Annotated in this window: 25 protein-coding genes; 9 read left to right on the forward strand and 16 right to left on the reverse strand. The window is 69.7% G+C overall.

Annotation, left to right across the window (positions count from 1 at the left end; translation table 11 throughout):
* Nucleotides 1-383 precede the first annotated feature (383 nt).
* Both ACQHIV_RS30570 and ACQHIV_RS30575 read left to right on the forward strand, forming a co-directional pair.
* Nucleotides 384-1,319 carry a ParA family protein gene (locus ACQHIV_RS30570; protein WP_427887315.1) on the forward strand — a complete coding sequence of 312 codons (936 nt, stop codon included), beginning with the start codon at nucleotides 384-386 and terminating at the stop codon, nucleotides 1,317-1,319.
* 127 nt (nucleotides 1,320-1,446) lie between these two features.
* Entirely contained in the window at nucleotides 1,447-2,412 is a 966-nt protein-coding gene (locus ACQHIV_RS30575; RefSeq protein ID WP_427887316.1) for a ParB/RepB/Spo0J family partition protein, read from the forward strand.
* Nucleotides 2,413-2,573: 161 nt separating this feature from the next.
* Here the strand turns inward: ACQHIV_RS30575 and ACQHIV_RS30580 are convergent, their stop codons facing one another.
* The 5 genes from ACQHIV_RS30580 to ACQHIV_RS30600 all read right to left on the reverse strand — a co-directional run bounded on the left by ACQHIV_RS30580 (nucleotide 2,574) and on the right by ACQHIV_RS30600 (nucleotide 7,087).
* Complete coding sequence (locus ACQHIV_RS30580; protein WP_427887317.1) at nucleotides 2,574-3,368, reverse strand: class I SAM-dependent methyltransferase; 795 nt, start codon at nucleotides 3,366-3,368, stop codon at nucleotides 2,574-2,576.
* A 42-nt stretch (nucleotides 3,369-3,410) separates the two neighbouring features.
* Nucleotides 3,411-3,758: a DUF3817 domain-containing protein gene (locus ACQHIV_RS30585; protein ID WP_325035228.1), complete on the reverse strand. Its 348-nt coding sequence runs from the start codon at nucleotides 3,756-3,758 to the stop codon at nucleotides 3,411-3,413.
* Nucleotides 3,755-4,690, reverse strand: a complete 936-nt coding sequence (locus ACQHIV_RS30590) for an SURF1 family protein (RefSeq protein ID WP_427887318.1) — start codon at nucleotides 4,688-4,690, stop codon at nucleotides 3,755-3,757. Before ACQHIV_RS30590 ends, ACQHIV_RS30585 begins: the two co-directional genes overlap by 4 nt.
* A 6-nt stretch (nucleotides 4,691-4,696) precedes the next feature.
* On the reverse strand, nucleotides 4,697-5,644 hold the full coding sequence (locus ACQHIV_RS30595) for a D-alanine--D-alanine ligase family protein (protein ID WP_427887319.1): 948 nt from the start codon (nucleotides 5,642-5,644) through the stop codon (nucleotides 4,697-4,699).
* 132 nt (nucleotides 5,645-5,776) lie between these two features.
* The gene (locus ACQHIV_RS30600; RefSeq protein WP_427887320.1) at nucleotides 5,777-7,087 is read right to left on the reverse strand and encodes a PLP-dependent aminotransferase family protein; all 1,311 of its coding nucleotides are present in this window, start codon (nucleotides 7,085-7,087) and stop codon (nucleotides 5,777-5,779) included.
* A 179-nt stretch (nucleotides 7,088-7,266) separates the two neighbouring features.
* Between ACQHIV_RS30600 and ACQHIV_RS30605 the strand changes: the two genes are divergently transcribed.
* The 5 genes from ACQHIV_RS30605 to ACQHIV_RS30625 all read left to right on the forward strand — a co-directional run bounded on the left by ACQHIV_RS30605 (nucleotide 7,267) and on the right by ACQHIV_RS30625 (nucleotide 10,488).
* Nucleotides 7,267-7,464, forward strand: a complete 198-nt coding sequence (locus tag ACQHIV_RS30605; RefSeq protein ID WP_427887321.1) for a hypothetical protein — start codon at nucleotides 7,267-7,269, stop codon at nucleotides 7,462-7,464.
* Nucleotides 7,465-7,511: 47 nt separating this feature from the next.
* Entirely contained in the window at nucleotides 7,512-8,165 is a 654-nt protein-coding gene (locus tag ACQHIV_RS30610; RefSeq protein WP_427887322.1) for a GNAT family N-acetyltransferase, read from the forward strand.
* A 3-nt stretch (nucleotides 8,166-8,168) separates the two neighbouring features.
* The gene (locus ACQHIV_RS30615) at nucleotides 8,169-8,546 is read left to right on the forward strand and encodes a DUF2784 domain-containing protein (protein ID WP_427887323.1); all 378 of its coding nucleotides are present in this window, start codon (nucleotides 8,169-8,171) and stop codon (nucleotides 8,544-8,546) included.
* A 45-nt stretch (nucleotides 8,547-8,591) separates the two neighbouring features.
* Nucleotides 8,592-9,773: an FAD-dependent monooxygenase gene (locus ACQHIV_RS30620; protein WP_427887324.1), complete on the forward strand. Its 1,182-nt coding sequence runs from the start codon at nucleotides 8,592-8,594 to the stop codon at nucleotides 9,771-9,773.
* 61 nt (nucleotides 9,774-9,834) lie between these two features.
* A complete protein-coding gene (locus tag ACQHIV_RS30625) occupies nucleotides 9,835-10,488 on the forward strand; it encodes a permease prefix domain 1-containing protein (RefSeq protein ID WP_427887325.1) in 654 nt (217 codons plus the stop codon).
* On the opposite strand, the gene ACQHIV_RS30630 is transcribed toward ACQHIV_RS30625, so the two are convergent.
* A complete protein-coding gene (locus ACQHIV_RS30630; protein ID WP_344193560.1) occupies nucleotides 10,468-10,794 on the reverse strand; it encodes a PadR family transcriptional regulator in 327 nt (108 codons plus the stop codon). The genes ACQHIV_RS30625 and ACQHIV_RS30630 overlap by 21 nt on opposite strands.
* Nucleotides 10,795-10,867: 73 nt before the next feature.
* Here ACQHIV_RS30630 and ACQHIV_RS30635 point away from each other — a divergent pair, with 73 nt between their 5' ends.
* A complete protein-coding gene (locus ACQHIV_RS30635) occupies nucleotides 10,868-12,979 on the forward strand; it encodes an MMPL family transporter (RefSeq protein ID WP_427887326.1) in 2,112 nt (703 codons plus the stop codon).
* Here the strand turns inward: ACQHIV_RS30635 and ACQHIV_RS30640 are convergent.
* The 10 genes from ACQHIV_RS30640 to ACQHIV_RS30685 all read right to left on the reverse strand — a co-directional run bounded on the left by ACQHIV_RS30640 (nucleotide 12,957) and on the right by ACQHIV_RS30685 (nucleotide 23,613).
* The gene (locus tag ACQHIV_RS30640) at nucleotides 12,957-13,400 is read right to left on the reverse strand and encodes a type II toxin-antitoxin system VapC family toxin (protein WP_427887327.1); all 444 of its coding nucleotides are present in this window, start codon (nucleotides 13,398-13,400) and stop codon (nucleotides 12,957-12,959) included. The genes ACQHIV_RS30635 and ACQHIV_RS30640 overlap by 23 nt on opposite strands.
* Nucleotides 13,397-13,660, reverse strand: coding sequence for a type II toxin-antitoxin system Phd/YefM family antitoxin (locus ACQHIV_RS30645; RefSeq protein ID WP_427887328.1), 264 nt, complete (start codon nucleotides 13,658-13,660; stop codon nucleotides 13,397-13,399). The genes ACQHIV_RS30640 and ACQHIV_RS30645 overlap by 4 nt, the downstream gene beginning before the upstream one ends.
* A 44-nt stretch (nucleotides 13,661-13,704) precedes the next feature.
* The gene (locus ACQHIV_RS30650; protein WP_427887329.1) at nucleotides 13,705-14,829 is read right to left on the reverse strand and encodes an N-acetylmuramoyl-L-alanine amidase; all 1,125 of its coding nucleotides are present in this window, start codon (nucleotides 14,827-14,829) and stop codon (nucleotides 13,705-13,707) included.
* 35 nt (nucleotides 14,830-14,864) lie between these two features.
* A complete protein-coding gene (trxA, locus tag ACQHIV_RS30655; protein ID WP_245360192.1) occupies nucleotides 14,865-15,182 on the reverse strand; it encodes a thioredoxin in 318 nt (105 codons plus the stop codon).
* A gap of 46 nt (nucleotides 15,183-15,228) precedes the next feature.
* Entirely contained in the window at nucleotides 15,229-16,212 is a 984-nt protein-coding gene (gene trxB, locus ACQHIV_RS30660) for a thioredoxin-disulfide reductase (RefSeq protein ID WP_427887330.1), read from the reverse strand.
* 142 nt (nucleotides 16,213-16,354) lie between these two features.
* A complete protein-coding gene (locus ACQHIV_RS30665; RefSeq protein ID WP_427887331.1) occupies nucleotides 16,355-17,116 on the reverse strand; it encodes an anti-sigma factor family protein in 762 nt (253 codons plus the stop codon).
* Nucleotides 17,117-17,228: 112 nt separating this feature from the next.
* A complete protein-coding gene (sigM, locus tag ACQHIV_RS30670) occupies nucleotides 17,229-17,945 on the reverse strand; it encodes an RNA polymerase sigma factor SigM (protein ID WP_427887332.1) in 717 nt (238 codons plus the stop codon).
* Nucleotides 17,942-19,600 (reverse strand): protein kinase family protein, encoded by a 1,659-nt coding sequence (locus ACQHIV_RS30675; protein ID WP_427887333.1) that lies wholly within the window; start codon nucleotides 19,598-19,600, stop codon nucleotides 17,942-17,944. Before ACQHIV_RS30675 ends, sigM begins: the two co-directional genes overlap by 4 nt.
* A gap of 103 nt (nucleotides 19,601-19,703) precedes the next feature.
* On the reverse strand, nucleotides 19,704-21,350 hold the full coding sequence (gene murJ / locus ACQHIV_RS30680) for a murein biosynthesis integral membrane protein MurJ (protein ID WP_427887334.1): 1,647 nt from the start codon (nucleotides 21,348-21,350) through the stop codon (nucleotides 19,704-19,706).
* Entirely contained in the window at nucleotides 21,343-23,613 is a 2,271-nt protein-coding gene (locus ACQHIV_RS30685) for a hypothetical protein (protein WP_427887335.1), read from the reverse strand. The genes murJ and ACQHIV_RS30685 overlap by 8 nt, the downstream gene beginning before the upstream one ends.
* A 93-nt stretch (nucleotides 23,614-23,706) precedes the next feature.
* On the opposite strand from ACQHIV_RS30685, the gene ACQHIV_RS30690 reads away from it, so the two are divergent.
* On the forward strand, nucleotides 23,707-25,128 hold the full coding sequence (locus tag ACQHIV_RS30690) for a CCA tRNA nucleotidyltransferase (RefSeq protein ID WP_427896598.1): 1,422 nt from the start codon (nucleotides 23,707-23,709) through the stop codon (nucleotides 25,126-25,128).
* Nucleotides 25,129-25,211: the final 83 nt, after the last annotated feature.

Consider the following 25,211-nt stretch of genomic DNA (forward strand, 5'->3'; position numbering starts at 1 on the left):
CTACCGCGGCCGCTTCACCGCCGGCCGCGACCGCCTCCCGGTCGGCTGAGCGGCCGGCAGTGGTGCCTCCGATCGACACCTCGGGGCTGCAAGCGGCTGCGGCCGCCGGTCTTGGCGGACCAACTGCTGATGACACCCCTGCTGTTTCACGTGAAACGTCGGAGATGCGAGATGATGTTCCCGGGTCCGAGTCGGCGCCACTGGTGGACGCCGAGACGGACCTTTCGGGATCTCCACTGCCTGTGGATGACCACCGCATGAAACTGCCCCCGCACACGGGAATTCGTCCACAGAAGCCTGTGGACGGAGCTGGGGGTAGACCCGCCCCGACCCCTACAGACATCCTCTTCGGGCCGAGTCCCGCACCTATTGGAATGGGCGCTATGACTGCCGCACAGATCGCCGCGCGGGCCACGACGGACGAGCTTCAGCGACGACTCCTCGAGACTCCGATCGCCGCCGCGACCGAACGGACCCTGCTGGTGAATGAAGGACGCACAATGGGCCGCGAGTTCCCGCTGCCCGCCCAGACCCGAGTGTTCGTCGTCGCCAACCAGAAGGGCGGCGTCGGCAAGACCACCACGACGGTGAACGTCGCGGCCGGCCTGGCGTTGTACGGCGCGAAGATCCTCGTCATCGACCTGGACCCGCAGGGCAACGCGTCGACGGCGCTCGGCATCGAGCACGCCGAAGGTACGCCGGGCGTGTACGAGGCGATCATCGAGGGCGAGCCGCTGAGCAAGCTGACGCAGCCGTGCGCGGAGCACCCCGGTATCCAGGTCATCCCTGCGACGATCGACCTGGCCGGCGCGGAGATCGAGCTCGTCAGCCTGGTCGCCCGGGAGAGTCGACTGAAGAGCGTGCTCGAAGCCTTCCTGGCCGAAACCGAGGCCGCGGGGGAGAAGTACGACTACGTCTTCATCGACTGCCCGCCGTCGCTCGGCCTGCTGACCGTGAACGCGCTGACCGCCGCGCGCGAGGTGCTGGTCCCGATCCAGAGCGAGTACTACGCGCTCGAGGGGCTGTCCCAGCTGCTCCGCCACATCGACATGGTGAAGTCGCACCTGAACCCCGGGCTCGACGTATCCACGATCCTGCTGACGATGTACGACGCCCGCACGAAGCTCGCCGGCGAGGTCGCGGCCGAAGTACGCGGCCACTTCAAGGACGCCGTACTGCGGACCGCCGTGCCGCGCTCGGTGCGGATCTCGGAGGCCCCGAGCCACGGGCAGACCGTGCTCGCGTACGACCCGGCCTCGGCCGGCGCGCTGTCGTACCTGGAGGCGTCGCGCGAGATCGCCATGCGGAACAACGCCTGAAGACCTTGCGTTGTGTGGCAGCGTTTCACGTGAAACGAGACACGGGGGCCGGAGTACGCGTGGCGGCACCCGTTCGGCGTTGTGATAGTCCAGCAGTAGCTCAGGATGTCGAACTCGAGGGAGCGCGATGAACACCCGACTCGGACGCGGACTTGGTGCGCTGATCCCCAGCTCGCCGGCCGCCGGCACCACGACCCTCGGCAGCAAGTCGAACTCGATCCCGGGCGCACCCCCGGTGGCGAGGCCGGAGGCGTCGACGGAGCCGGAGCTCACCGCGGTCCCCGGCGCGTCGTTCGCCGAGATCGACGTCGAGAAGATCACGCCGAACCCGAAGCAGCCGCGGTCGGTCTTCGACGAGGACGCGATGGACGAGCTGGTCCACTCGGTGAAGGAGATCGGCCTCCTGCAGCCGATCGTCGTCCGGAAGCTCGAGGACGACAAGTTCGAGCTGGTGATGGGTGAGCGCCGCTGGCGTGCGACCCAGGCCGCCGGGCTGACCACGATCCCCGCGATCGTCCGCGAGACGTCCGACGACGCGATGCTGCGCGACGCGCTGCTGGAGAACCTGCACCGGAGCCAGCTGAACCCGCTGGAAGAGGCGGCGGCGTACCAGCAGATGCTCGACGACTTCGGGTGTACGCAGGAAGTCCTCGCGACGCGGATCGGCCGGTCCCGGCCGCAGATCTCGAACACGCTGCGGCTGCTGAAGCTGCCGGCGTCGGTCCAGCGTCGCGTTGCTGCCGGCGTACTGTCGGCCGGTCACGCGCGGGCGCTGCTCGGCCTGCCGAGCGGGGACGCGATCGAACGGCTCGCGCAGCGGATCGTTGCCGAGGGACTGTCGGTGCGTACGGTCGAGGAGATCGTGGCGCTCGGCGACATGAACGGTGACGACACCGCCGCGCCGCGGCGACGCAACAAGCCGGTCGCCCCGCGACTGGTCGACCTCGCCGACCGGTTGTCCGATCGGTTCGAGACCCGGGTGAAGGTCGACCTCGGGAAGACCAAGGGGAAGATCACCGTCGAGTTCGCGTCGCTGGACGATCTGGAGCGGATCGTCACGCTGATGGATCCGAACAAGCAGAACGAGTCCTGACAAGCCGACACGCCGGAGCAGGCACCCGAATTCTCCGGCGAGTTGGCCAGGAATCACAGAGATGTAAGTCGGTCGAGACAGCTTAGGATCGCGTTCAGCGAGGTAGTTCGAAGTACGAAGTACAGCCAAATCTCGGCAAGGTGATTTGTCGACAAAGTCATCTACGGACTTCCGGGCGATGTTCCACGTGAAACATTGCGCGTCGCCTGGATCAGGTAGGTGGCGGGGATGGCGGAAGCTGCCGGACCGAGGCCGGGATAGCTCTCCGGGTCCGGGGCCTCCGAGAACCTGGTGAGGGTGAGGCCGGCCTTCAGGAGTGCGGTGATGACATCGCTCGGCGGCCAGATGAAGGCCTGGAAGGTCGGAGCGTCCGGGTTGTCCCGGGCGCCGGTCGGCCGCTTCGAGTTCTCGACCGCGGCCAGTGGATTGGTGCGGCCGAAGTAGTTGGCGGTGACCTCGAGTTGGTTCGGTCCGCGGACGGCCAGCGTCTCCCAGACGGGGTGATGCTCGGCGATCAGTACCGAACCGCCGGCCACGAGCCGGGCGGCGACCGACGTGGCGAAGACGTCGAGATCCGGGACCCAGCAGATGGCGCCCCAACTGAGGTAGATCAGATCGAAGCCGGTCAGCGACTCGGGCAGTGCGAGCATGTCGGCGCGGATGAAGCCGGCCGGGATCCCGGTGGCCGTCGACTTCTCGATCGCCATCGCGAGAGCGACCTCGGAGATGTCGACGCCGGTGACCGAGGCGCCGAGCTGCGCCCAGGACAGGACCTCGTCGCCGCAGGAGCAGGCGAGGTGCAGAACCCGGCGGCCACGAACATCGCCCGCCGCGGCGAGCTCCTCCTCGGTGAGGGTGGAGCCACCCGCGACGAAGAAGGACGCGGGCTCGCCGGGGCGGGCGTGGTGGATCTGGTTCCAGCTGGCGCGGTTCGCCGCGGTGATGTCGTGGAGCATGCGGGCGACGCTAGGGCCGCCCGCCGCGGCAGCACAACGGGATTAGCGACCGAGGAGCTCGTGCGACGTCTTGCGCTCGGCGTAGAACGACAGGAACGGGATCGTGCCGGCCAGTGCCATCAGGACGAGTCGCGGGAACGACCAGCGCACCCGGCGGAACAGGTCGAACGTCAGTAGCAGGTACACGACGTACAGAAAGCCGTGCAGCGGGCCGATGACGTTCATGGCACCCGGGTTGTCGCCGAAGTACTTCAGCGGCATCGCCAGGAACACCAGCAGGAGCAGCATCACGCCCACCACGTACGCGATCACGCGGTACCGGGTCAGCGCGCCGCGGACGGCCGGAGTGATCGGCTTCGCGGAGGTGGCGGGGTCGGCAGAGGAAGTCACGCTGAAACGGTACCGCTTGGCTCCACGGCCGCCTCGCCCTGGTCGGCCTCGGCGTCACCGTGGCCTGCGGGATCGTCGGCCCGGCCACCGTCGCCAGAGCGGACGCGAAGACCGTCGCCAGGGCCGTCGTGCGGGCGGTTGCCGGTGGGGTCGGCAGTGGGGTCGGCAGTGGGGTCGGCGTCGGGGTCGGCGTCGGGGGAGCGGTGCGCGTCCAGCACCATCCGGCCCCACATCCACAGCGTGAACGCCGCGAAGATCCACCACTGGAACGCGTACGCCACGTTCCGCAGGCCCGCGTGATCGGTCGGCGGCGGAGGCGGTACGACGGCAGCCGGCGCGGGCGACGTACCGGCCGCGGATGTCTGTACGACGAACGCGTCGTACACCCGGTACTTCACCAGGTGCACGATCGTCGGGATCCGCAGCGACGACAGCACCCGTCCCTTCGCGGCGTCGTCCGACGAGTCCTCGGCCTCCGAGGCAACCACAGCGCCGGTCAGCGACACCGGCCCGCTCGGCGCCTTCGCCGCCGGATCCGTCACCGACGCGACCCAGCCGCGCACCACCATCACCGCATCGGCATCGGACAGCTTCAGTGGTGACACCACCCAGAACCCTTGATGCCCGCCCTGCAGCCGATCCGCGACGAACACCTGGTCCGCCGTCGGACCCCAGGTGCCCGAGATCGTCACCTGCCGACCGACCGCCTTGGCGGGCAGACCCTCGTCGATCGAGAACAGCGACCGCAACGGAACCGGCGCCGCCGCGGCGCGTTCCGCCGTCGCCGCGGCCGTCTTCGACTTGTAGACGCCGAGCTGCCAGACCCCCATCGCGGTCATCACGGCCGCGATCGCCAGCGCGAGAGCGAGCAGCCCAAGCCAGCGTGGCTGAACGGCGGTCCGCCAGATCGGTTGAGGCGTGGCGTCAGACATGAGGCGTCAGCGGGCGGCAGCAGTAGCGAGCAGGTCGCGGCACAGCACGCCGAGCTCGATCCCGGCCGCCTCTGCGGCCAGCGGGACGAGCGACGTTTCCGTCATCCCCGGCGCCACGTTCACCTCCAGGAACCACGGAACGCCCGCTGCGTCGACAACCAGGTCGGTCCGGGACAAGTCCCGCAGGCCGAGCGCCTGGTGCGCCTGAACGGCCGCCGCGGCGCACGCGCCGGCAGCTTCCGGCTCCAGCCGCGCCGGTACGACGAACTGCGTCGCGCCGGCCGTGTACCGGGCCTCGTAGTCGTAGAACCCGGAGTCCGGGCGGATCTCCACGGCAGGCAACGCCCGCGGCCCGTCGCCCGTGTCGACGACCGTCACGGCGACCTCGGTGCCGTCGATGTACTGCTCGATCAGCGCGACCGGACCGTACGCGTAGCAGTTCACCATCGCCGCGGGCAGCTCGTCCGCCGACCGCACGATCGACGCACCGAGCGCCGAACCGCCGCGCGCGGGCTTCACCACGAGCGGCAGCCCGATCTGCGAGACCACGGCCTCCATCAGCGCAGCGGCGCCCAGCTCGCGGAACGTGTCATGCCCGAGTACGACGGACGCCGGCGTGTGCAGCCCCGCGTTGCCGACGACCGTCGACGCCACCGGCTTGTCGAACGCCGTACGGCACGCGGCCGCGTCGGCACCGACGTACGGGACGCCGTACAGGTCGAGGACCTGGCGGAGTGCGCCGTCCTCGCCGGTGACACCGTGCAGGACGGGGAAGACCGCGTCCGGTGGATCCTCGCGCAATCGATCGACGAGGGAGGCGTCGACGTCCCGCTGCTCGACCTCGACGCCGACGCTGCGCAGAGCGTCCGCCACGCGGCGACCGGAACGCAGCGAGACGTCACGCTCGTGCGACAGACCGCCGGCCAGAACCAGCACTCGACCCAGATCACTCATCACAAATATCCCGATCACTCGTGGGCGTCTCCGGCGCGGTCGCCGGCCCCGAGGCCCACTGGAACGGTACCCCTACCGCATCATGGACCCCCGGCCACCCGTTGGTCCCTTGCGCAACCTTTGCGGAGGGTCCTAACTCAGCTCCGGGCCCGGAGCGTCGTAGTCGCGGCCGGCGCCCGGGGGCAGCGGGCCGAAGGTCTGCCGGAGCTCGAGCTCCTCGTTGATCACCGCGGCCAGTCTGCCGACCCCCTCGGTGATCCGCTCCGGCGTCGGATGACAGTACGACAACCGCATGCACTGGGAGCCGAAACCGTCGGCGAAGAAGGCGGTTCCGGGCACGTACGCGACCCGCGCCGTGACCGCCCGCGGCAGCATCGCCTTCGCGTCCAGCCCCTCCGGCAGTGTCAACCAGACGTAGAAGCCGCCCCGCGGCCGCGTCCAGGTCGTTGCCGCCGGCATCTTCTCGGTCAACGCCGCGAGCATCGCGTCCCGGCGCTCGCGGTACATCTCGCGGAACTGCTTCACCTGCCCCATCCAGTCGTGCCGGATCAGGTACGACGAGATGGCGAGCTGACTGAACGTCGGCGGGCACAGCGTCGCGGACTCCTGCGCCAGCACGAGCTTCTCCCGGACCGCGTGCGGCGCGACCGCCCAGCCGACCCGGAACCCGGGCGCGAACGTCTTCGAGAACGAGCCGAGGTAGATGACGCCCTCGCGATCCGCGGCCCGCAAGGCCTTCTGCGGCTCGCCCTCGAACCCGAGCAACCCGTACGGGTTGTCCTCCAGCACCAGGACCGAGGCCTGCTGGCAGATCTCCAGCACCCGCGCGCGCCGCTCGTCGGACAGCGAGACGCCGGCCGGGTTGTGGAAGTTCGGGATCGTGTAGAAGAACTTGATCCGCTTGCCTGCCGCCCGCACCGACGCGATCGCCTGCTCGAGCGCCTCCGGTACGACGCCGTCGTCGTCCATCGCGACGTGCACGACCTCGCACTGGTACGCGCGGAAGACGCCGAGCGCACCGACGTACGACGGCGCCTCGCAGATCACCACGTCGCCCGGGTCGCAGAACACCCGGGTCACCAGGTCGACGGCCTGCTGGCTGCCGACCGTGACCACGACGTCGTCGGGATGCGCCTCGATGCCCTCCAGCCGCATGATGTCGCAGATCTGGTCCCGCAGCGTCGGGTCGCCCTGCCCGGAGCCGTACTGCATCGCGACGGCTCCGTTGTCGATCACCAGGTCGCGGACCGCGCCGCCGACCACGTCCAGCGGCAGGCCGGCGATGTTCGGCATCCCGCCGGCCAGCGACACCACCTCGGGCCGGCTGGCGACCGAGAACAGCGCGCGGATCTCCGATGCGGTCATGCCCTTCGTCCGGGCTGCGTACGCCTCGACGTAGTTGTCGAGACGGGTCTGCCGGACATCGGGCACGTCAGCACTCACGAGGGCACTCCAACGGTGATCGAGGGGGAAGTCACCAGGTTACGTCGATACACCTCAGTCGGGGCTGGGGATCGGCGTGACCTCTCACTACCATGCCTTATAGGGGCAGGTTCGACCATGCCCGAATCTGGCTGCTGAGACAGCCGGCCAGTCCGGTGCGGCCTGAGAGGTGGAACGGAATGAGCGTGGGCAAGACAGCCGGGTGGACGCTGGCCGGCCTGTTGCTGGGTGTGCTGGCAGGGTTCGCCGCGGAGCTGTTCCGGCGGCAGCCGGTCGAGGTGCGGCAGCGGTACGTCGCCCCGCAGGCGACCCGTACCCCGGATGTTCGGCCGCCGGCCACCGTCCCGCGACCGGTGACCGAGCCGGCCGGTCGATGACCCGTCGTGACGAACCTAACAGCCTGTATCGCTGATCGGATGCGCTGATGGCCCGCCGGCTCGAACCGCTGACCCTCGACAACCTCGACGGGTTACCGGTGCCGTGCCGGGAGTGCGTGTTCTGGGAGCTCGACCCGGTCGCCGCGCGGCACGCGATCCGGAACGGCGACACCGCGCTCGAGAAGGAGGCGTGGCTGTCCCAGTTGCTGCTCGACTGGGGGACCGCCGGGATCGTGCTGTACGTCGACGACGAGCCGGCCGGGTTCGCCGTCTACGCGCCGGCGAAGTACCTGCCGCGGATCCAGGCCTTCCCGACCGCGCCGGTCAGCCCGGATGCCGTCGTACTGGCGACCGGGCGGATCCTGCCGCGGTACCTGGGGCTCGGGCTCGGGAAGATCCTGGTGCAGGCGATCGCGAAGGACGTGATGAAGCGCGGGTTCCGGGCCGTGGAGGCGTTCGGGGACTCGCGCTGGGACGGGCCGAGCTGCGTGTGGCCGACCGAGTTCCTGCGAGCCGTCGGGTTCGGGGTGGTGCGGGAGCATCCACGGAACCCGCGGCTGCGGCTCGACCTGCGGTCCGCGATCACCTGGCGAAGCGAGATGGAGGCCGCGGTGGAGCGGCTGATGGGCGCGATCCGGCCGGAGCAGTCGCCGTCCGCGCCCGTGACCGTCCGGGATGCGTTGCGGTCGGGCCCGGAGTAGACCATGGTCTGGCGCGCGCTGGCCGACCTCGTCGCGGTCGTGCACGGCGCCGTGTTGCTGTTCTTCCTGGTCGGCGGCTTCCTCGCCTGGCGGTGGCCGCGGCTGATCTGGTTCCACCTCGTCATCGTGGTGTGGAACGTCGCCATCACGCTGGCGAGCTTCACCTGCCCGGTGACGTGGACCGAGCAGTACTTCCGGAGCCGGGCCGGCGAACCCCGCTACCGGGGCGGCTTCATCCGCCACTACTTCGAAGGCCGGCTGTGGCCGGCGGGCGATACGCCGATCGTCACGTGGGTGGGTTTCGCCGTGGTCGTGATCGCGTACCTCGGCTTCTTCGTCGTACTGCGTCGGCGGCGGACGGCGCGAGCCTTTCGACCCTGATCGACAGGCAGGCCCCGGGGCAGAGGTTGTGCTTTGCTCGCCCGCATGGACAAGGGGCGGGTTCTGGTCGTCGGCGCGAGTATCGCCGGTCCGGCGTTGGCGTGGTGGCTGACCAAGTACGGGTACGAGGTGACGGTCGTCGAACGGGCACCCGAGCTGCGGGCGGGCGGGTACAAGATCGACATCCGCGGCGCCGCGATCGACGTGGTCGAGCGGATGGGGCTGAAGGACGTCCTCCAAGGGCTCGAGACCGACATGCGGTTCATGTCGTTCGTGAACGGCGCCGGCAAGCGGATGGTCGACGTACCGGCGGACCTGTTCATGGGGCGCGGCGAGGCCGACCTCGAGGTGATGCGGGGTGACCTCAGCCGGATCCTGTACGACGAGACCCGGGACACCGTGGAGTACCTGTTCGGCGAGACCGTCACGGGGCTGGACGTGGAGACCGGCGACGTCACGTTCGGGCAGGCCGCGCCGCGGTCGTTCGACCTGGTGTTCGGCGCCGACGGGCTGCACTCCGCCGTACGCGAGCTCGCTCTCGGAGGCAGCGCGCTCGACGATCTCGGCCACCTGGTCTCGATCGGCACCGTGCCGAACCACCTGGAGCTGGACCGCTGGGAGCTGATCTACTCGGTGCCTGGCCGGACCGTGAACCTCTACAGCACTGCGGGCAGCGCCGACGCCAAGGTGCTGTTCCTGACCGCGACACCGGAGGGCCTGTTCGACCGGCACGACCGCCCCGGGCAGCTGCGGATCCTCGAGGACACGTTCCGCGGCGTGGGTTGGGACACGGACCGCTTGCTCGACGGGATCGCCCAGGCGGACGACTTCTACTTCGACACGGTCAGCCAGGTCCGGCTCGACCGGTACAGCCGGGGACGCGTTGCGCTGCTCGGCGACGCGGCGTACTGCCCGTCGTTCGCCTCGGGGCAGGGGACCAGCCTCGCGCTCGTCGGTGCGTACGTGCTGGCGGGCGAGCTGTCCCGGTCGGAGCCGGCCGCCGCGTTCGAGCGGTACGAACAGCTGATGCGGCCGTACGTCGAGCAGAACCTGAAGCTCGGTCGGGACAACCTCGGCCGGATGGTGTCGAAGAGCAAGCTGCAGAGCTGGTTCGGGGCGCAGATGCTCCGCGTGCTGCCGCGGATGCCGGGCAATGACGCGTTGGTCGCGAAGGTGACCAAACCGATCCACGACGCGGCCCGCGCGATCGACCTGCCACGGTATTGATCAGGGGTGACTCAGTGGGACCCCGGACGTGACGTGGGCGGAGGCTCCCCATACTGGAGGGGTGTCCAAAACCAGTACGCCGGTCGACGACTACCTGGCGGCGTTGCGCCGGGAACTGCGCGGGCCGCGGCGGCGGAAGGCGGACCTGCTGGCGGAGGCTCGCGACCATCTGACCGATGCGACCGAGGCGTTCGAGGCGGACGGACACGAGCGGTACGACGCGGAGCGCGAGGCGGTCGCCGACTTCGGTGAACTGCGGGACGTGGTGCCCGGGTATCGCGCCGAGCTGGCGATCAGCCAGAGCCGGCGGACCGCGATGATGCTGCTCTTCGCGCTGATGATCCAACCGATCGTCTGGCAGAGCGGTGCCTGGATCTGGACGCAGGGGCCGGAGCCGACGAGCGCTCTCAACGACATGCTGCAGACGGTCGTCCGTGCGATCGGCGGCGTAGTGATCGCCGGTGCGGTGCTCGCCGTACTAGCGACCGGGATCGGCGTTCGCTACACCGTGGTGCGCGAGCACCTGAGCCGGGTGACAGCGCTCTTCGCGCTGGTCGGATCCGCACTGGTCGCCGGGATCGGCGTACTGATGGCAGCGACCAGCAGCCACGCGCCGGGTGTGCCGGCGTTCGGCGTGGTCGGGACGTTCGTCGTGCTGCCGCTGGCGTTCGTCAGCGTGCAGGCCGCGCGCGGCCTACGCCTGGCTCGGGCGTAGCACCCCTTCCACCACGGCCCGGAACGTCAGCCAGTCCTGCTTCCCGGACGCGAGCATCTTCGCGCCGGAGCTGGTGAGCTGGTAGGTACGCCGCTTCCGCCCGCTGACCGTGCTCCACTCGCTGGCCAGGTACCCCGCCCGCTCGAGGCGCCGGAGCGCCGGGTAGAGCGTGCCGGTCGGCAGGTCGAGCTCCCCGCCGCTGCGCTCGAGCAGCGCCTCCATGATCGCGTAGCCGTGCAGCGGTTCGGCCTCGACGACCGCCAGGATCATCGGGTCCAGGTGTCCACGCAACGCATCCGCCTTCATGTAGCCAGTCTACTCATATGCCTGCTAGTGTCGAGAGGCAACATGTAGCCAACCTACTTATCAAGGACTTGCGATGGCCGTGGACACCCCGATCCGACGAGCGACCCGACCCGGCTTGCTGCACCGGGTGTCGGGCTGGGCGATGCGGCACGCCGGCCTGGCGCTCGTGCTCTGGGTGCTGGTCCTCGCCGCCGTCACCGGAGCCGCGACGGCGGTCGGCGCCAACTACCGCAGCGACAACTCGCTCCCCGGCACCGACTCCCAGCGGGTGGCGGACATCTTCACGGCGCACCAGCCGAAGGGCGACATCGCGTCCGTGCAGATCGTGGTCCGCGCCGACGGCGGCCTGGATGCGGACAAGTCCAGGGTCGAGTCGATGCTCGCCGCGGTCCGGGTACTCCCGCACGTCTCCGCGGTCGCCGACCCGTTCGGTGGACAGAGCGATTTGTCGACAGATCGACGTACGGCGTACGCGACCGTGAGCCTCGACGCGGCCGCCGCGGACGTGCCGGTGGACGGCGTACGGACGATCATCCGGCGCGCGCAGGACTTCGCCCGGCCGGGATTCCAGGTCGAGGTCGGGGGAGACCTGGCGCGGAGCGCGTCCGACAGCTCGGGCGGTGCCGCCGAGGGGGCCGGAATCCTTGCCGCACTGGTGATCCTGGTGTTCCTGTTCGGATCGTTGCTTGCGGCAACACTTCCGCTGCTGACCGCGGTGTTCGCCGTCGGCAGCACGGTCGGCCTGCTGATGCTGGCGTCACATCTGTTCAAGGTGCCGGAGTACACGACGCCGGTGATGATGCTGGTCGGGCTCGGCGTCGGCATCGACTACGCGTTGCTGATCTTCTCCCGGTACCGGCACGAGCTGTTGAAGGGCGAGGGCGATCCGAAGGTCGTCGCGCTGGACACCGCGGGGCGGTCGGTGATGTTCGCCGGGTGCACGGTGGTGATCGCGCTGCTCGGCCTGCTCGCGTTGGGACTTGGCTCGTTGCAAGGCATTGCGCTCGGCGTGACGATGACCGTCCTGATGACGATGCTCGCGGCGGTGACGTTGCTGCCGTCGTTGCTGACGCTGTTCGGGAAGCGGATCGAGCGGAGCGTGCGGAAGCATGCCGCGAAGCAACGGCGTACGCCTGGCGACGGGTGGCGGAAGCTGGCCGGCGCGGTGCAGCGTGGGCCGTGGGTGCCACTCGTACTGGGTGTTGTCGCGCTCGGCGCGTTGTCGCTGCCGGCGTTGGGAATGCGGCTCGGGTTCGCGGACGCCGGGACCGACGATCCGGCGAAGACCAGCCGGAAGGCGTACGACCTGCTGGCGGAGGGTTTCGGGCCTGGGTTCAACGGCCCGCTCGTCGTCGTGTCGGAGAACGGGGACGCGCAACTGCTAGGGCAGACGCTCGCGAAGGATCCCGGCATCGCCGCGGTGACCCCGCCGCAGCAGACACCGGACGGGAAGATCACGACCGTACTGGCGTTCCCGAAGTCGGCGCCGCAGGACGCCGCGACGAGCGACCTGGTCCAGCGGTTGCGCGACGACACGTCGCCGAGGCTGGAAGGGACGTACCTGGTCGGCGGATCGACGGCGGCCGCGGACGACTTCGCCGGGGCGGTCAGCAAGCGGCTGCCGATCTTCGTCGTCGTGGTGGTCGGGCTGTCGGCGGTGTTGCTGATGGCGGTCTTCCGTTCGGTGCTGATCCCATTGAAGGCCGCCGTACTCAACCTGCTGAGCATCGGCGCCTCGCTCGGCGTGATCACGTTGGTCTTCCAGCGCGGCTGGTTCGGCGCGCAGGCGGGCCCGATCGAGGCGTTCGTCCCGGTGATGATCTTCGCGATCGTGTTCGGGCTGTCGATGGACTACGAGGTGTTCCTGGTGTCCCGCATCCACGAGGAATGGCGGCGTACCAAGGACGCGACGGCCGCGGTCCGGGAAGGGCTCGCGACCACCGGGAGTGTGATCACCGCGGCGGCCGCGATCATGATCGTCGTGTTCGGCGCCTTCCTGCTCAGCCCGGACCGAATGCTGAAGCAGTTCGGACTAGGCCTCGCCACCGCGGTACTCCTCGACGCCCTGCTGATCCGCTGCATCATCGTGCCCGCCGTACTGCGCCTGCTCGGCGAACGAGCGTGGTGGCTGCCACGAGGCCTGAACCGCATCCTGCCCAGAATCAAGCTCGAGGATCACTCGTAGCGTTCGTGTCGAAGGTTGCCAGCCCCAATGACTTCCACGCATCGAGGAGGCGTTTGTCCCCGGACGCGACGACGAGATCCGCGTCCTCCAACTGTTCGGCGGATGCGCAGTGGATGGCGTCGTACCCGCGCAGCGCCAGGAGGTCGGCGATTTCGGCCGCGCGTCGAACCAGTTCCTCGTCCACCTCGGTGATCTCCAGTTGCGGCCACAACTCGTCCAGCAGTAGCCGGCATGACGAATACGCCCGGTCGTCCAGGCGCGCCATCCGATGCGCCTGCGCGAGCGCGGCCGCGGTCTCGACATACAGCAGTCGGCTCGACACCACGGCGTCGGCATCATCCCAGAACCGGCGACAGGCCTCACTGGTCGGCTCGCTGACCAGCAGTGGCACGAACGCCGACGTATCGAGATAGCCAATCACCGGCGCTGCTCGGCGATGAGCTCACCAACCAAGCCCTCGGCAGGAATCGGATCGGGCGCAGGCTGCTTCTTCTGGCGGGCGGGCTGAACACGCCCCTCGGAGCGAAGCTGCTCCAGCCGTGTCGGTCGTCCGACAGGCACGATGCGAGCCACTGGTTGCCCGTGGTCGGTGACTGTCACCGTGTGACCGGAACGGACGTCGGCCAGGTGACGGCTCAGGTTGTCGCGTAGTTCCCGAACGCCGACCTCCACGTTGTCCACCCTCCTGTGGCTACATTCCCTGATGGAATTATAGCCACAAGGACCTACACGGTCAGCTGGCCGAGGCGGAGCATGCCGGTGGCGGCGTCTTGCTCCGGGGGGAGGTAGACGCGCTGGATCGCGACCACGATCGACTCCGCGATCACGTCCCGGAACGCCGGGTCGGCGAGTCGGGCCGAGTCGTGCGGGTTCGTCACGTAGCCGATCTCCAGGCGGACCGCCGGCATCTTCGTGCGGCGCAGCAGGTCCCAGGTCTTGGCGTGCGTACGGCAGTCCAGCAGGTCGGTCCGGGCGACGATCTCGCGCTGCACCAGCCCGGCGAACTGCTCCCCGACGCTCGACGACGCACCGTGCAGGTCGTTGCCGTAGTAGTACGTCGCGACGCCCTGCGCGTCCGGGTTCATCGAACCGTCGGTGTGCAGCGAGACGCACAGGTTCGCGTCCGTCTCGTTCGCGAACGCCGCCCGCGCCAGCTCGTCCGGCCCCTGGTCCCGGCCGCGCGAGAGATACGCCCGTACGCCGGTGGCGCCGAGCCGGCCCTCGATCCGGGCGGCCAGGTCGTACGCGATGTCCGACTCGCGCAGCCCGTACCCCTCCCAGCCGTAGTCGAAGCCGCCGTGCCCCGCGTCGATCACGACCGTCTTGCCCGACAGCCGCGGCCCGGCGGCACGCACCGCTTCCCGCGCCCGCAGCGCGTCCGGGCGGCCGCCGGTGGCCATCGGGCGGATCCGCTGCAGCGCCTTGAACGTCGACGGCCCGCAGGTCCCGTCGGCCGGCAGGCCCATGTTCCGCTGGAACTCGGTCACCGCGCGCTGCGTGTCGGCGCCGAAGATCCCGTCGATCCGGGCGACCGCGAACCCGAGCTCCTGCAGCTTCGCCTGCAGACTCAGTACGTCGTCACCGCTCAGCGGATGCGTGGGGACGAACGTCAGCAGCCGGTCGCCCAGCCGCCAGCGGGCGTCGTCGATCGCGCGGTACGTCTGCGGGCCGACGATCCCGTCGATCATCAGCCCGCGTTGCTGCTGGAACCCCCGGACAGCGTGTGCGGTCGCTTCGTCGTAGACGTCGTGGCCGCCGGTGAGCAGCCCCAGTCTCTGCAGCTTGCCGACGATCTCGGCGACCGCCTCACCGCTGTCGCCGATCCGGTACACGCCGTGCGGGGATTCCATCAGGTAAAGCTCCTTGCCGGTGTGGCTCGACCAACTCAGGCGGTGAAGTCTGCCAGCTCCTTCAGCAGCGCAGCCTTCGGCTTGGCGCCGACGATGGACTTCGCCAGCTCACCGTTCACGTAGACGTTGATAGTAGGGATACCGGTGACCCTGTAGTTGCTCGGGGTGACCGGGTTCTCGTCGACGTTCATCTTCAGGAACGTGATCTTGTCGCCGTGGTCCTGGTTCAGCTCCTCCAGGATCGGGGACACCTGGCGGCACGGGCCACACCACTCGGCCCAGAAGTCCACCAGCACCGGCTTGTCGCTCTTCAGCACGGTCTGGTCGAACTCGGCGTCGGTGACGGCATTCATCTTCTCGCCCACGGGCGTACTCCTTCAGGTGTTTGTGTGTGGAGGTTCAGACGGAGACGGGCTCGGTGGCGGCCGCGGCGTGCTCCGCGTCCTCCAGGGTGGCGAGGAAGCGCTCCGCGTCCAGCGCGGCCGCGCAGCCGGTGCCGGCGGCGGTGATCGCCTGCCGGTAGGTGTGGTCCACCAGGTCGCCGGCCGCGAACACGCCGCGCAGGTTGGTCTCGGTGCTGTCCGGCTTGACCAGCACGTACCCTTCCTCGTCCAGGTCGACCTGGCCCTTGACCAGCTCGGAGCGCGGGTCGTGGCCGATCGCGATGAACAGCCCGGTGGCCGGCAGCTCGCGCGTCTCGCCGGTGACGGTGTCCTTCAGCGTCAGGTGGCTGAGCTTGTCCTCACCGTGGATCTTGTCGACCGCGGAGTTCCACTGGAACTCGAGCTTGTCGTTGGCGAACGCCCGGTCGGCCATGATCTTCGAGGCGCGCAGCTCGTCGCGGCGGTGCACCAAGTGCACCTTCTTCGCGAACTTGGTCAGGAAGGTGGCCTCCTCGACGGCGGAGTCGCCGCCGCCGACGACCGCGATCTCCTGGTCGCGGAAGAAGAAGCCGTCACAGGTCGCACACCAGGACACGCCGTGCCCGGACATCCGGTCCTCGTCGGCCAGGCCGAGCTTGCGGTAGCCCGAGCCCATCGCCAGGATGACGGCCTTCGCGCGGTGCTCGGTGCCGGCCGAGTCGGTGACCACCTTGATGTCGCCGGTCAGGTCGACCTTGATCACGTCGTCCGGCACCAGTTCGGCGCCGAAGCGCTCGGCCTGGGTGCGCATCTCGTCCATCAGCGCCGGGCCCATGATGCCCTGCGCGAAGCCGGGGAAGTTCTCCACCTCGGTGGTGTTCATCAGCGCGCCGCCGGCGGTGACGGAGCCCTCGAACACCAACGGTTCCAGCGCCGCACGGGCGGCGTACACGGCAGCGGTGTACCCGGCCGGGCCGGAGCCGACGATGATGACGTTGCGGACTGCGGTGGACTCGCTCATGCAGGCGTTCCTCGGTGTCGTCGAGACAGTGACGTCGTACTCAACGGATCCTAGAGGCCGACCATTCCCCGGAGCCGGGTGGTGGGGTGGGACCGTGTGAATACGGTACCCACCGACAGCCTGCTCTACCGCATCGGCTGATTCAGCGGTTGCGGAGCGTCACCGTCGTGTCGTAGAACGACGTACCGACGCCGCCCGGGGAGCTACATCCGGTGACCGCGAAGATCTGGATCTGGCTCACCGCGGCGCCCTGCAGCCCGACGAGGGTGGCCCGCTTGCCGTCCACCTTGGCGGGCTGGACGAGCCGGACGTTCGAGTTCGAGCGGCCGGCCGCGAACGCCCGGGCGCAGGCCTGCTCGTCGGTCGAGCCGTGCAGGATCGCGTTCGGCGTGTTGTCCAGCCAGCGCTTGGCGGCCGGGCCGATGTCCTTGCTCGCGATCGTCACGGTGTCGGCCGGCGGCGTGTTCGCGTCGGTGGCGGCGGCGCCGTCGTTCGCCTGGTCCTTGGTGGCGAACACCACCCCGACACCGAGTGCGGCGATCAGCACCACACCGGCGGCGGCACCGAGCAGCTTCGGCAGGTGCCGGCGCGGCTGCTCGCGGATCTGGGCCAGCGAGTGCACCCCGACCGTGGACGCGCGCAGCACCGACTCGGACACGATCACCGCGTCCAGGTGCTCGGCGACGTCGGCCGGCATCGGGATGTCGCTGCGGCCCTCCTCGGCGAGGTCCGCGGTCAGTTGCACGAGGGCGTCGTACGTCTGCTGGCACTCCGGGCATGCCTTCACATGCTCACGAGCGCTGTGTGCCTCGGGGGCAGGCAGCAGGTTCTCGATCAGGTCGGCGATCGTGTCCGTGTCCAGGTGCTCGAGGTGCTCACTGGTCGGCAGACCGGGATCGGTCATCGGGGGCTCGCCTCCTCACGGGAGGTGCGCGGCGTGTTCATAAGAGGACTCCGGTAGGGGTCAGTCGTTCGGTCGCCAGAGGCAGGCGACTTCGCTTCGACGGCATACCCACTCATTCGGTTCCCACTGCTTCCGCGGCGGACTCTTTTCGGGAAGTTTGCCAGTGCCGCAGCAGCGGCAACAGTTTCGCGCGCCCGCGCGCACACCGGGACTTGACCGTGCCGGGCGCGCAGTCCAGGATCGCGGCCGCCTCCTCGATCGAGTACCCCTCCATGTCGACCAGGACCAGCGCCGCACGCTGGTCCTCGTTGATCTGCTTCAGGGCGTTCAGCACGTCGAGCCGGCGCTCGCGGACCTCGGCCGGGTCGTCCTCGGCCGGGCCGGCCAGCTCGGCCGCGCGGTCCTCGTCCTCGGGCAGCGGGTCCGCGGCCCGCACCTGGCGGCGGCGGATCCGGTCCAGACAGGCGTTCACCACGATCCGGTGCAGCCAGGTGGTCACCTTCGCGTCGCCGCGGAACGAGTCCGCCCGGCGGAACGCCGAGATGAACGCCTCCTGGAGCGCGTCGGCGGCCTCCTCGGGCTCGCCGAGGGTCCGGATCGCGACCGCCCACATCCGGTCCCGGTGCCGCTTGACCAGGAACCCGAACGAGTCCGGGTTGCCGGCGACGTGCATCCGGAGCAGCTCGTGGTCGTCCAGCTCGTCGAGGCCGGCCGGCCCGCTCGGCCGGGCAGGCTGCGCGCCACCCTGGGCGACCGGGTCCTCCGTGCCGATGCGCGGAACCTCCGGACGACGGGGCGGCGGATTGCCCGAGTCGACATGCGCGGTCATTTCTGGATCGTGACCTCCGAGATGGTGCCCTGGTAACCGTCCGACACCTTCGGCAGCTTGGTCAGCCAGACCAGTACGTACCGCGTCTCGGTCGGCGCCGAGGGGGTCAGGGTCACCGTACCTTCGGGCTGGTCCGCCTTGGTCGCGACGGCCGTCCAGCCGCTGATCGCGGTCGGCGACGTACTGGTGTCGCCCTTCGGGACCATCAGCTGGATGCTGGTGTCGTTACCCTGCAGGGCGACCGCGACCTTCGACACCGGGGTCTTGGTGCCGAGGTCGTAGATGATGCCGACGCCGGTCTTCAGGCCGCCGAGGTTCGGGTTGCCCTTGTACGACTGCGTCTTCCAGGTGGTGCTCGGGTCGCCGTCGTACGTGTTCGGGACGTCCTTGTGGTGCTCCTCGCCGTTGCCCGGCGGCGGGTCGAAGTCCTGGGCGCCGGCGATCGTCGCCTTCCCGCCGGTGGTCGACGGGGTCGTGCTGGTCTGCGGCGGGGCACTGGTCGTGGTGCCGCCGGAGCCGCCGTTGGAGTTGCTGTTGTCCTTGTTCATCGCGCCCTTGAGCAGGAACTGCGCGAGCAGGATCACCGACAGCAGCGCGAGGATCGCGAGCAGGATCAGGATCCGGCCGCCCCACGAGCCCTTCTGCTTCTGCTTCGGCTCGTCCCGGCGGCGGCCGTTCCCGTTCGACGGCGTGGGCTGGCGGCGGACCGGCCGGGTGTCGGTCGACGGTTCGTACGCCGGTTGCGGCGGGCGGTACCCGTTCGGCTCCGAGTTGTACGTCGGGTCGAGCGCCGGCGGCCGGGCCTGCGGCACCACCTGGGTGGCGTCGTCGACGCTGCCGTTCTGGCTGGCGACCTGCACCGTCTCGTCCATCTGGTTCGGCGGCTCGTGCGAGCTGCCGACGACGCCGGACAGCGCGGCGGACAGGCCGGCCGCGCTCGTGATCGGCGGCGCGTGGTGCCGCGGCGGGTCGCCGAGCAGCCGGTCGCTGATGTCGTCCAGCGAGCGCGGTACGCCGGCACGCACCTGGCGCGGGCTCAGCAGCCGGCCGTGCTCGACCGGCGCCGGCTGGAGACCCCAGGCCGGCGCCGGGCCGGGCCAGCGGCCGGTGAGCGACGCGAAAAGCAGTTGGCCGAGCGAGTGCACGTCCTCCTCGGGCGAACCCGCGCCGGACGAGCGCAGCGCCGCCTCGGTGGCGACACCGACGACCTTGATCGCGCCGGCGTCCGTGACCACCACGGTCGCCGGGCTGATCGCGCCGTGCGCGTAGCCGGTACGGTGCAGGTTCTCCAGGGCCTCGGACACCTCGCGGGCCAGCCAGCCCGCCTGCTGCCCGGTGAGCGGGCCGCTGCTGAGCATCCGCTCCAGGGTCCGGCCGCCGGCCCACTCGCGGACGCAGTACGTCACGCCGTCGTGCATGTCGCAGTCGAGCACCCGCAGGAACCGCGGGTCGTTCGCCGCGGCGGCCCGGCGGGCGGCGTCGAAGAGCAGGTTGGTGCGTGGGTCCCCGACCGGCAGCACGTCGACCACGACCGCGCGGCTGAGGACCTCGTCGACGGCGCGCCACACCCGGGCACCGTCGATCTCCGCGAGCAACTCGGCGATCCGGTACCGCCCGGCCAGCAGAGCACCAGGACTCACGGTCTGGTTCGACACGGTGTCTCTCGCCCTCCTAGAAGCGCCAGCGGCCTGATCGCAGGCCCCATGTTAGTGCCCCACTGACCCGACAGGTGGTGCACTAATGCACAAGCGGTTCGGATCAACGCCCGATCGGCAGCTTCGATGTGACCATGGACACCACATCGTTCACCTCATGGATACGGAGTACCCGCGACACGGCGGCGTACACCGGCAGCATCACGATCGCCGCCACCGCGAGCTCGAGGAGCGCGCCGAGCGGTCCGGACCAGTCGATCGCCAGGCTCAGCACCCACAGCACGATCTTGCCCGCACCGGCGCCGGCCACCGCGGCGATCACCATCGCGAGCAGCGGCAGCCCGATCCCGGCGCCCGGCACCCGCGGCACCCTCCGCCGCAGGACCGGCCGGGAGAGCAGTACGGCGACCAGGTAGGCGAGCGCGTACGCCGCGCCGAGCACCACGCCGCTGAACCGCAGGTGGTCCTCGTCGAGCAGCACCCGGACCCCGATCACCGCGGCCGCGATGTTCGTCGCCGCGATCACGCACTGCAGGAAGAACGGCGTACGGGTGTCCTCGAAGGCGTAGAACGTGCGCAGCTGGAAGTACTGGATGGTGAACGGGACGATGCCGAGCGCGAGCGTCATCAGCGTGTACGACATCAGCGGCAGGTTGTTCTTGCCGGAGCCGTAGCCTGCGATCAGCGTGACGATCGGGTACGCGAACGCGATCATCGCGGCCGCCGCCGGGACCACGATCGCCAGCGTCTGCCGGATCGAGCGGGACGACATCCGGGCCACCTCGGCGGTGTCGCCGTCGGCCGCGAGCGCGGACATCTGCGGCAGCGCCGCCGTGGCGAGCGAGACCGTGACGATGCCGTGCGGCACCAGGATGATCAGCATCGCGGTGCTGTACGCGAACAGACCGGCCTTCGCGCCCGGGTCGTCCGAGGCACTACCGGCGATCGCCAGCTGGGTGACGACCACCAGGGTCACCTGGTTGACCGCGACGAACAGCACCGTCCACAGGCCGAGCCGGGCAGTGTGGCCCAGACCGGTGCCACGGAGGCCGAACTTGACCCGGTACCGGTGCCCGCTGGCCCTCAGGTACGGGAGCAGCACGAGCAGCTGTACGGCGATCCCGAGCGTGTGCCCGAGCCCGAGCAGCAGCTCCTCGCCGTGGCTGTACGTCGGCGGCGTGTCGCCGACCCGGTAGATGAACAGGAAGGCCACGATCGAGGCGCACGCGACGATGTTGTTCGCGATCGGCGCCCACATCATCGGGCCGAACCGGCGACGCGCGTTCAGCACCTGGCCGACCAGGACGAAGGCGCCGTAGAAGAAGATCTGCGGCAGGCAGAGCCGGACGAACATCACCATCGACGCCCGCTCGGACGCCCGGGACGGTTCGTGCAGCTCCTTCGGCAGGTACAGCTCCGCGATCGCCGGCGCCAGCAGCACACAGCCGACCGTGACGACCGCGAGTACGACGAAGCCGAAGGTCAGCACCCGGTTGGTGAAGTCCTGGCCGCCGTCGTCGTGGTTCTTGATCGCGCGCACCAGCTGCGGGACCAGCACGGTGTTGAACACCCCGCCGGCCAGCAGGATGTACAGACTGTTCGGGATCGTGTTCGCGGCGGTGAAGATGTCGCCGCGCAGCGCGGTGCCGATGGCGGCCGCGAGCAGGGCGATCCGGATGAATCCGAGCAGGCGGGACAGCACCGTTCCGGCTGCCATCACCGCCGCGGAGCGCAGGGTGCGGTCAGCCATCCTTCGAACCGACTCCTTCTTTCAGCGACGGTCCCGGGGTCTGTTCGGGAACGCCGTTCGCCGCATGGCGGCCGTGGGCGGGATCAGGGGTTTCGTCGCCGGGTTCCTCGGACTCGGCCGGCTCGGTGGGCTCGGTGGCCGTGGTGACCGCGGCCGGGTTGCGGCGCTCGATCCGGATCCGGCGGTAGATCCGGACGAACGACGTACCGAACAGCAGCGCGCAGGCGGCACCGACGAAGATCCATCCGACGCTGCCGTACTGGCTCGCCTGGATCAGTATCTGCTGCGGCTTGCCGACGGGCTCTCCGGCCGCGTTGGTCACCTGGGCGTTGGCCTGGATGAGCCCGTTCTGCTCGGCGCTCGCGCTGATTCGCGGCGTCCACTTCTGGCCGGGGCCGAGGACGACGGTCTGCGGGGTCTTGATCTTCAGGTCGGTCCGGTTCACCGGCGTGACCACGATGCCGACCCGGACCGACCAGCTGGTGTCGTTGGCGATCGTCAGCGGGAATGTTCCCTTGCTGCCGGCCAGGTTGACCTTGATCTCCTTGCGCTGCCCGCTGTCCACCTTGGCGTTGATCAGGTGCACCTTGCCGAGCTGCTGGCTCGCGGAGCCGCGTTCGATCGAGGTGAAGTACCGCGCCTCCTCGGGGTGCCCGGTCCAGCTGGACGAGGTGGACCGCAGCAGCGCCTGGGTCATCACCTCGGGCAGTTGGCTCCCGTCGACGAGCAGGCTCTGCATCGTGGTGGTCGCGCTGTCGAGCTGCGAGACGGCCTGCATCTGGGCCTCGGGCAGTACGCCGTTGGTCCGCGGCGCGGTCGGCGCCCTGGTCGCCTGCGGCTTCGGGTTGGCCGCCACGATGGTGCCGAGGTCGGCGGACTTGATCCACGGCAGCGACGACAGGCTGGCCGCGAGCGCCGCGGTGGCGGTGCCGTTCGGGTCCCAGCCGCGCGGCGGGAGTGCGACCACCGACGCGGTGTTCGTGCCGGCGGCCGCGATCAGCGCGGTCACCGCCGCGAACCGCTGCCGCACCTGGAGCGGGCTGTCCGCGGTCTCCGGGTCGGGACCGCCCTCGGTCAGCGCGGAGTCCGCGATCACGGTCCGGACGGTGTGGTCGGGGCTTTCCGGCGTGAGCACGTTGTAGACCGGGGTGCTGGTGAGGACCGGACGGGTACGCGCGGTCCAGGAAGCGCTGTTGACCAGGTTCAGGTCGTCCGAGGTGGCGCCGGTGAAGCCGCCGGACGCCGCGCCCAGGTACCGGCTCGCGGCCGCGCCGCCCTCGAGCCAGAGTCCGTTGGTGAAGGTCCGGGTCAGCTCGCCGCCGGAGTGCTCGGTCTTGGTGCGGGCCTGCCCGACGAGGTCCTTCAACGGGGCACCGGAGTCCAGCAGCCCGGCGACGTCCGGGTCGCCGTACGGGAGCAGGACGACCTCGTTGCCCTTCGAGGTCGACGCCTCGAACTCCTTCAGCCAGGCGGCCGCGACGGCCTGCCCGGTGCCGGGTGTGGTCTGGCCGTTCTGGCCGAGGATCACGTAGCCCTTGGCCATCTGCTTGACCTCGTCGAGCGTCGCGGGATCCGCCAGCCACGTCACCTTGCGCTGCGCGCCCAGGGCCAGCAGGCGGCCGAGCTCACCCCTCGGGGCGAGGGCCTTGGCGAGTGCCTCGTTCGCGAAGTTGCGACCGCCGAGCTGGGTCGGGCGGAAGCGCAGCGGTACGACGAGGGCCGTGTTGACGGCGCGCTTCAACGGCTGCTTGCCGATCACCGGCATCAGCAGCCGCGCCCGGCCGGCCATCACCCGGCCGCCGTCCGGCGTATCGCCGCGGAACGTCACGCCGACGACGTACACGCCGGTCTCGCCGGAGATCCGCCACTCCTTCCACGGCACCGTCAGCGAGAAGTTGACCGTCTGCTTCGGCGCCAGCGGCTGCTCGAACGGCTGGAACGTATGGCTGTCGTTGGTCAGGTTGCTGCAGCTGTCCCGCTTGTCCATCGGGACGCTCTGCTCGGTCGGGATCGCCTCCAGCGCGGATGTGCTGGACAGCCGGGTGCGGTCGATACAGGCCAGCGCCTGCGGGTTCTCGAAGGTGACCGAGCTGGTGTTCGTCACCCGGCCCTTGATCACCACCGGCTGATCCGGCTTCGGCGCGACCGGGCCGAAGGTGTCGATCGTGACCTCGACCGTCGGGCCGTCGTCGACCGGATGCGCATCGGCCGGAGCACTGAGAGTCGCTGCCGAAGCAGCAACCAACAGGGAGGCACCCAGCACCGCTGGGAGCCTCAGTCGCCGTCTGAACACGCCGTCACCGTAACCTAGTTCCCCGTGTCACCCTTTGCCGACCAGTCAGCCTCCGCCGGATCGTTGTCCGGCGTCCAGCGGCGCGCCGTCCAGGCCCTGCTGGAACTCGCTCCCGTCGTCGACGAACTGGGCTCCCGGTTCGCTGCCGCAGGCCACGAGATCGCCCTGGTCGGCGGTCCTGTCAGGGACATTCTCCTCGGCCGGGGGAGCAAGGATCTCGACTTCACCACGTCAGCGCACCCCGACGTGATCGAGCGGTTGCTGTCCGGCTGGGCGGACCACGTGTGGGACATCGGCAAGGCGTTCGGCACCATCGGCAGTCGCAAGGGGGATTGGGTCCTCGAGGTCACGACGTACAGGTCGGAGACCTACGATCCCACCTCGCGCAAACCGGAGGTGGCCTACGGCGACAGCCTGGAGGGCGACCTGGCCCGCCGGGACTTCGCGATGAATGCGATGGCGGTGCGGCTGCCGTCGCGGCAGTTCGTCGACCCGTACGGCGGGATCGAGGACGTCGCGAACAAGCGGATCAGGACGCCCGGTACACCGGAGGACTCGTTCAGTGACGACCCGCTGCGGATGATGCGGGCGGCCCGGTTCGCGGCCCAGCTCGGCTTCACGCCGGACCCGGCCGTGGTGACCGCGATGCGGGCGATGGCCGACCGGATCACGATCGTGTCCGCGGAGCGGGTCCGGGACGAGCTGGAGAAGCTGATCTGCGCCGACCAGCCGCGGATCGGGCTCGACCTGCTGGTGGCCACCGGGCTGGCCAGGCACGTGCTGCCGGAGCTGCCGGCGCTGCTGGAGACGGCCGACGAGCACCAGCGGCACAAGGATGTGTACCAGCACTCGCTCACCGTCCTCGATCAGGCCATCGATCTGGAACCCCGTCTGTCTGTTCCGACGCCCGATTTCGTCGTTCGGTTCGCCGCGTTGATCCACGACATCGGGAAACCGAAGACCCGGCGGTTCGAGGACGGCGGGAAGGTGACGTTCCACCACCACGACGTCAAGGGCGCGAAGATGGCCCGGAAGCGGATGAAGGCGCTGCGCTTCAGCAACGAGCAGATCGACCAGGTCAGCAAGCTCATCGAGCTGCATCTGCGCTTCCACGGGTACGGCGAGGGCGAGTGGACCGACTCCGCCGTACGCCGCTACGTCCGCGACGCCGGCGACCAGCTCGAGCGCCTGCACGTCCTCACCCGCGCCGACTGCACCACCCGGAACCGCCGCAAGGCCGAGTCCCTGCGCGCCGCGTACGACGACCTCGAGGCCCGCATCGCCCGCCTCCAGGAACAGGAGGAGCTCGACGCCCTCCGCCCGGACCTCGACGGCAACCAGATCATGCGGATCCTCGGCATCCCCCCGGGCCGCGAGGTCGGCGAGGCCTACAAGTTCCTGATGAACCTCCGCCTCGACGAGGGCCCCCTCGGCGAAGACCGAGCCCGCGAAGCCCTCCTCCAGTGGTGGTCCGAGCGTTCCTGACCGGGTTTTCCACAGCCACCGTTTCTTCGCAGAACCGAGACCTGAAACACATATGCTCTTTGTGTGCTGGGGCGTGTGCCAAG

Source organism: Kribbella polygonati (genome assembly GCF_050320105.1).
GTDB lineage: Bacteria > Actinomycetota > Actinomycetes > Propionibacteriales > Kribbellaceae > Kribbella.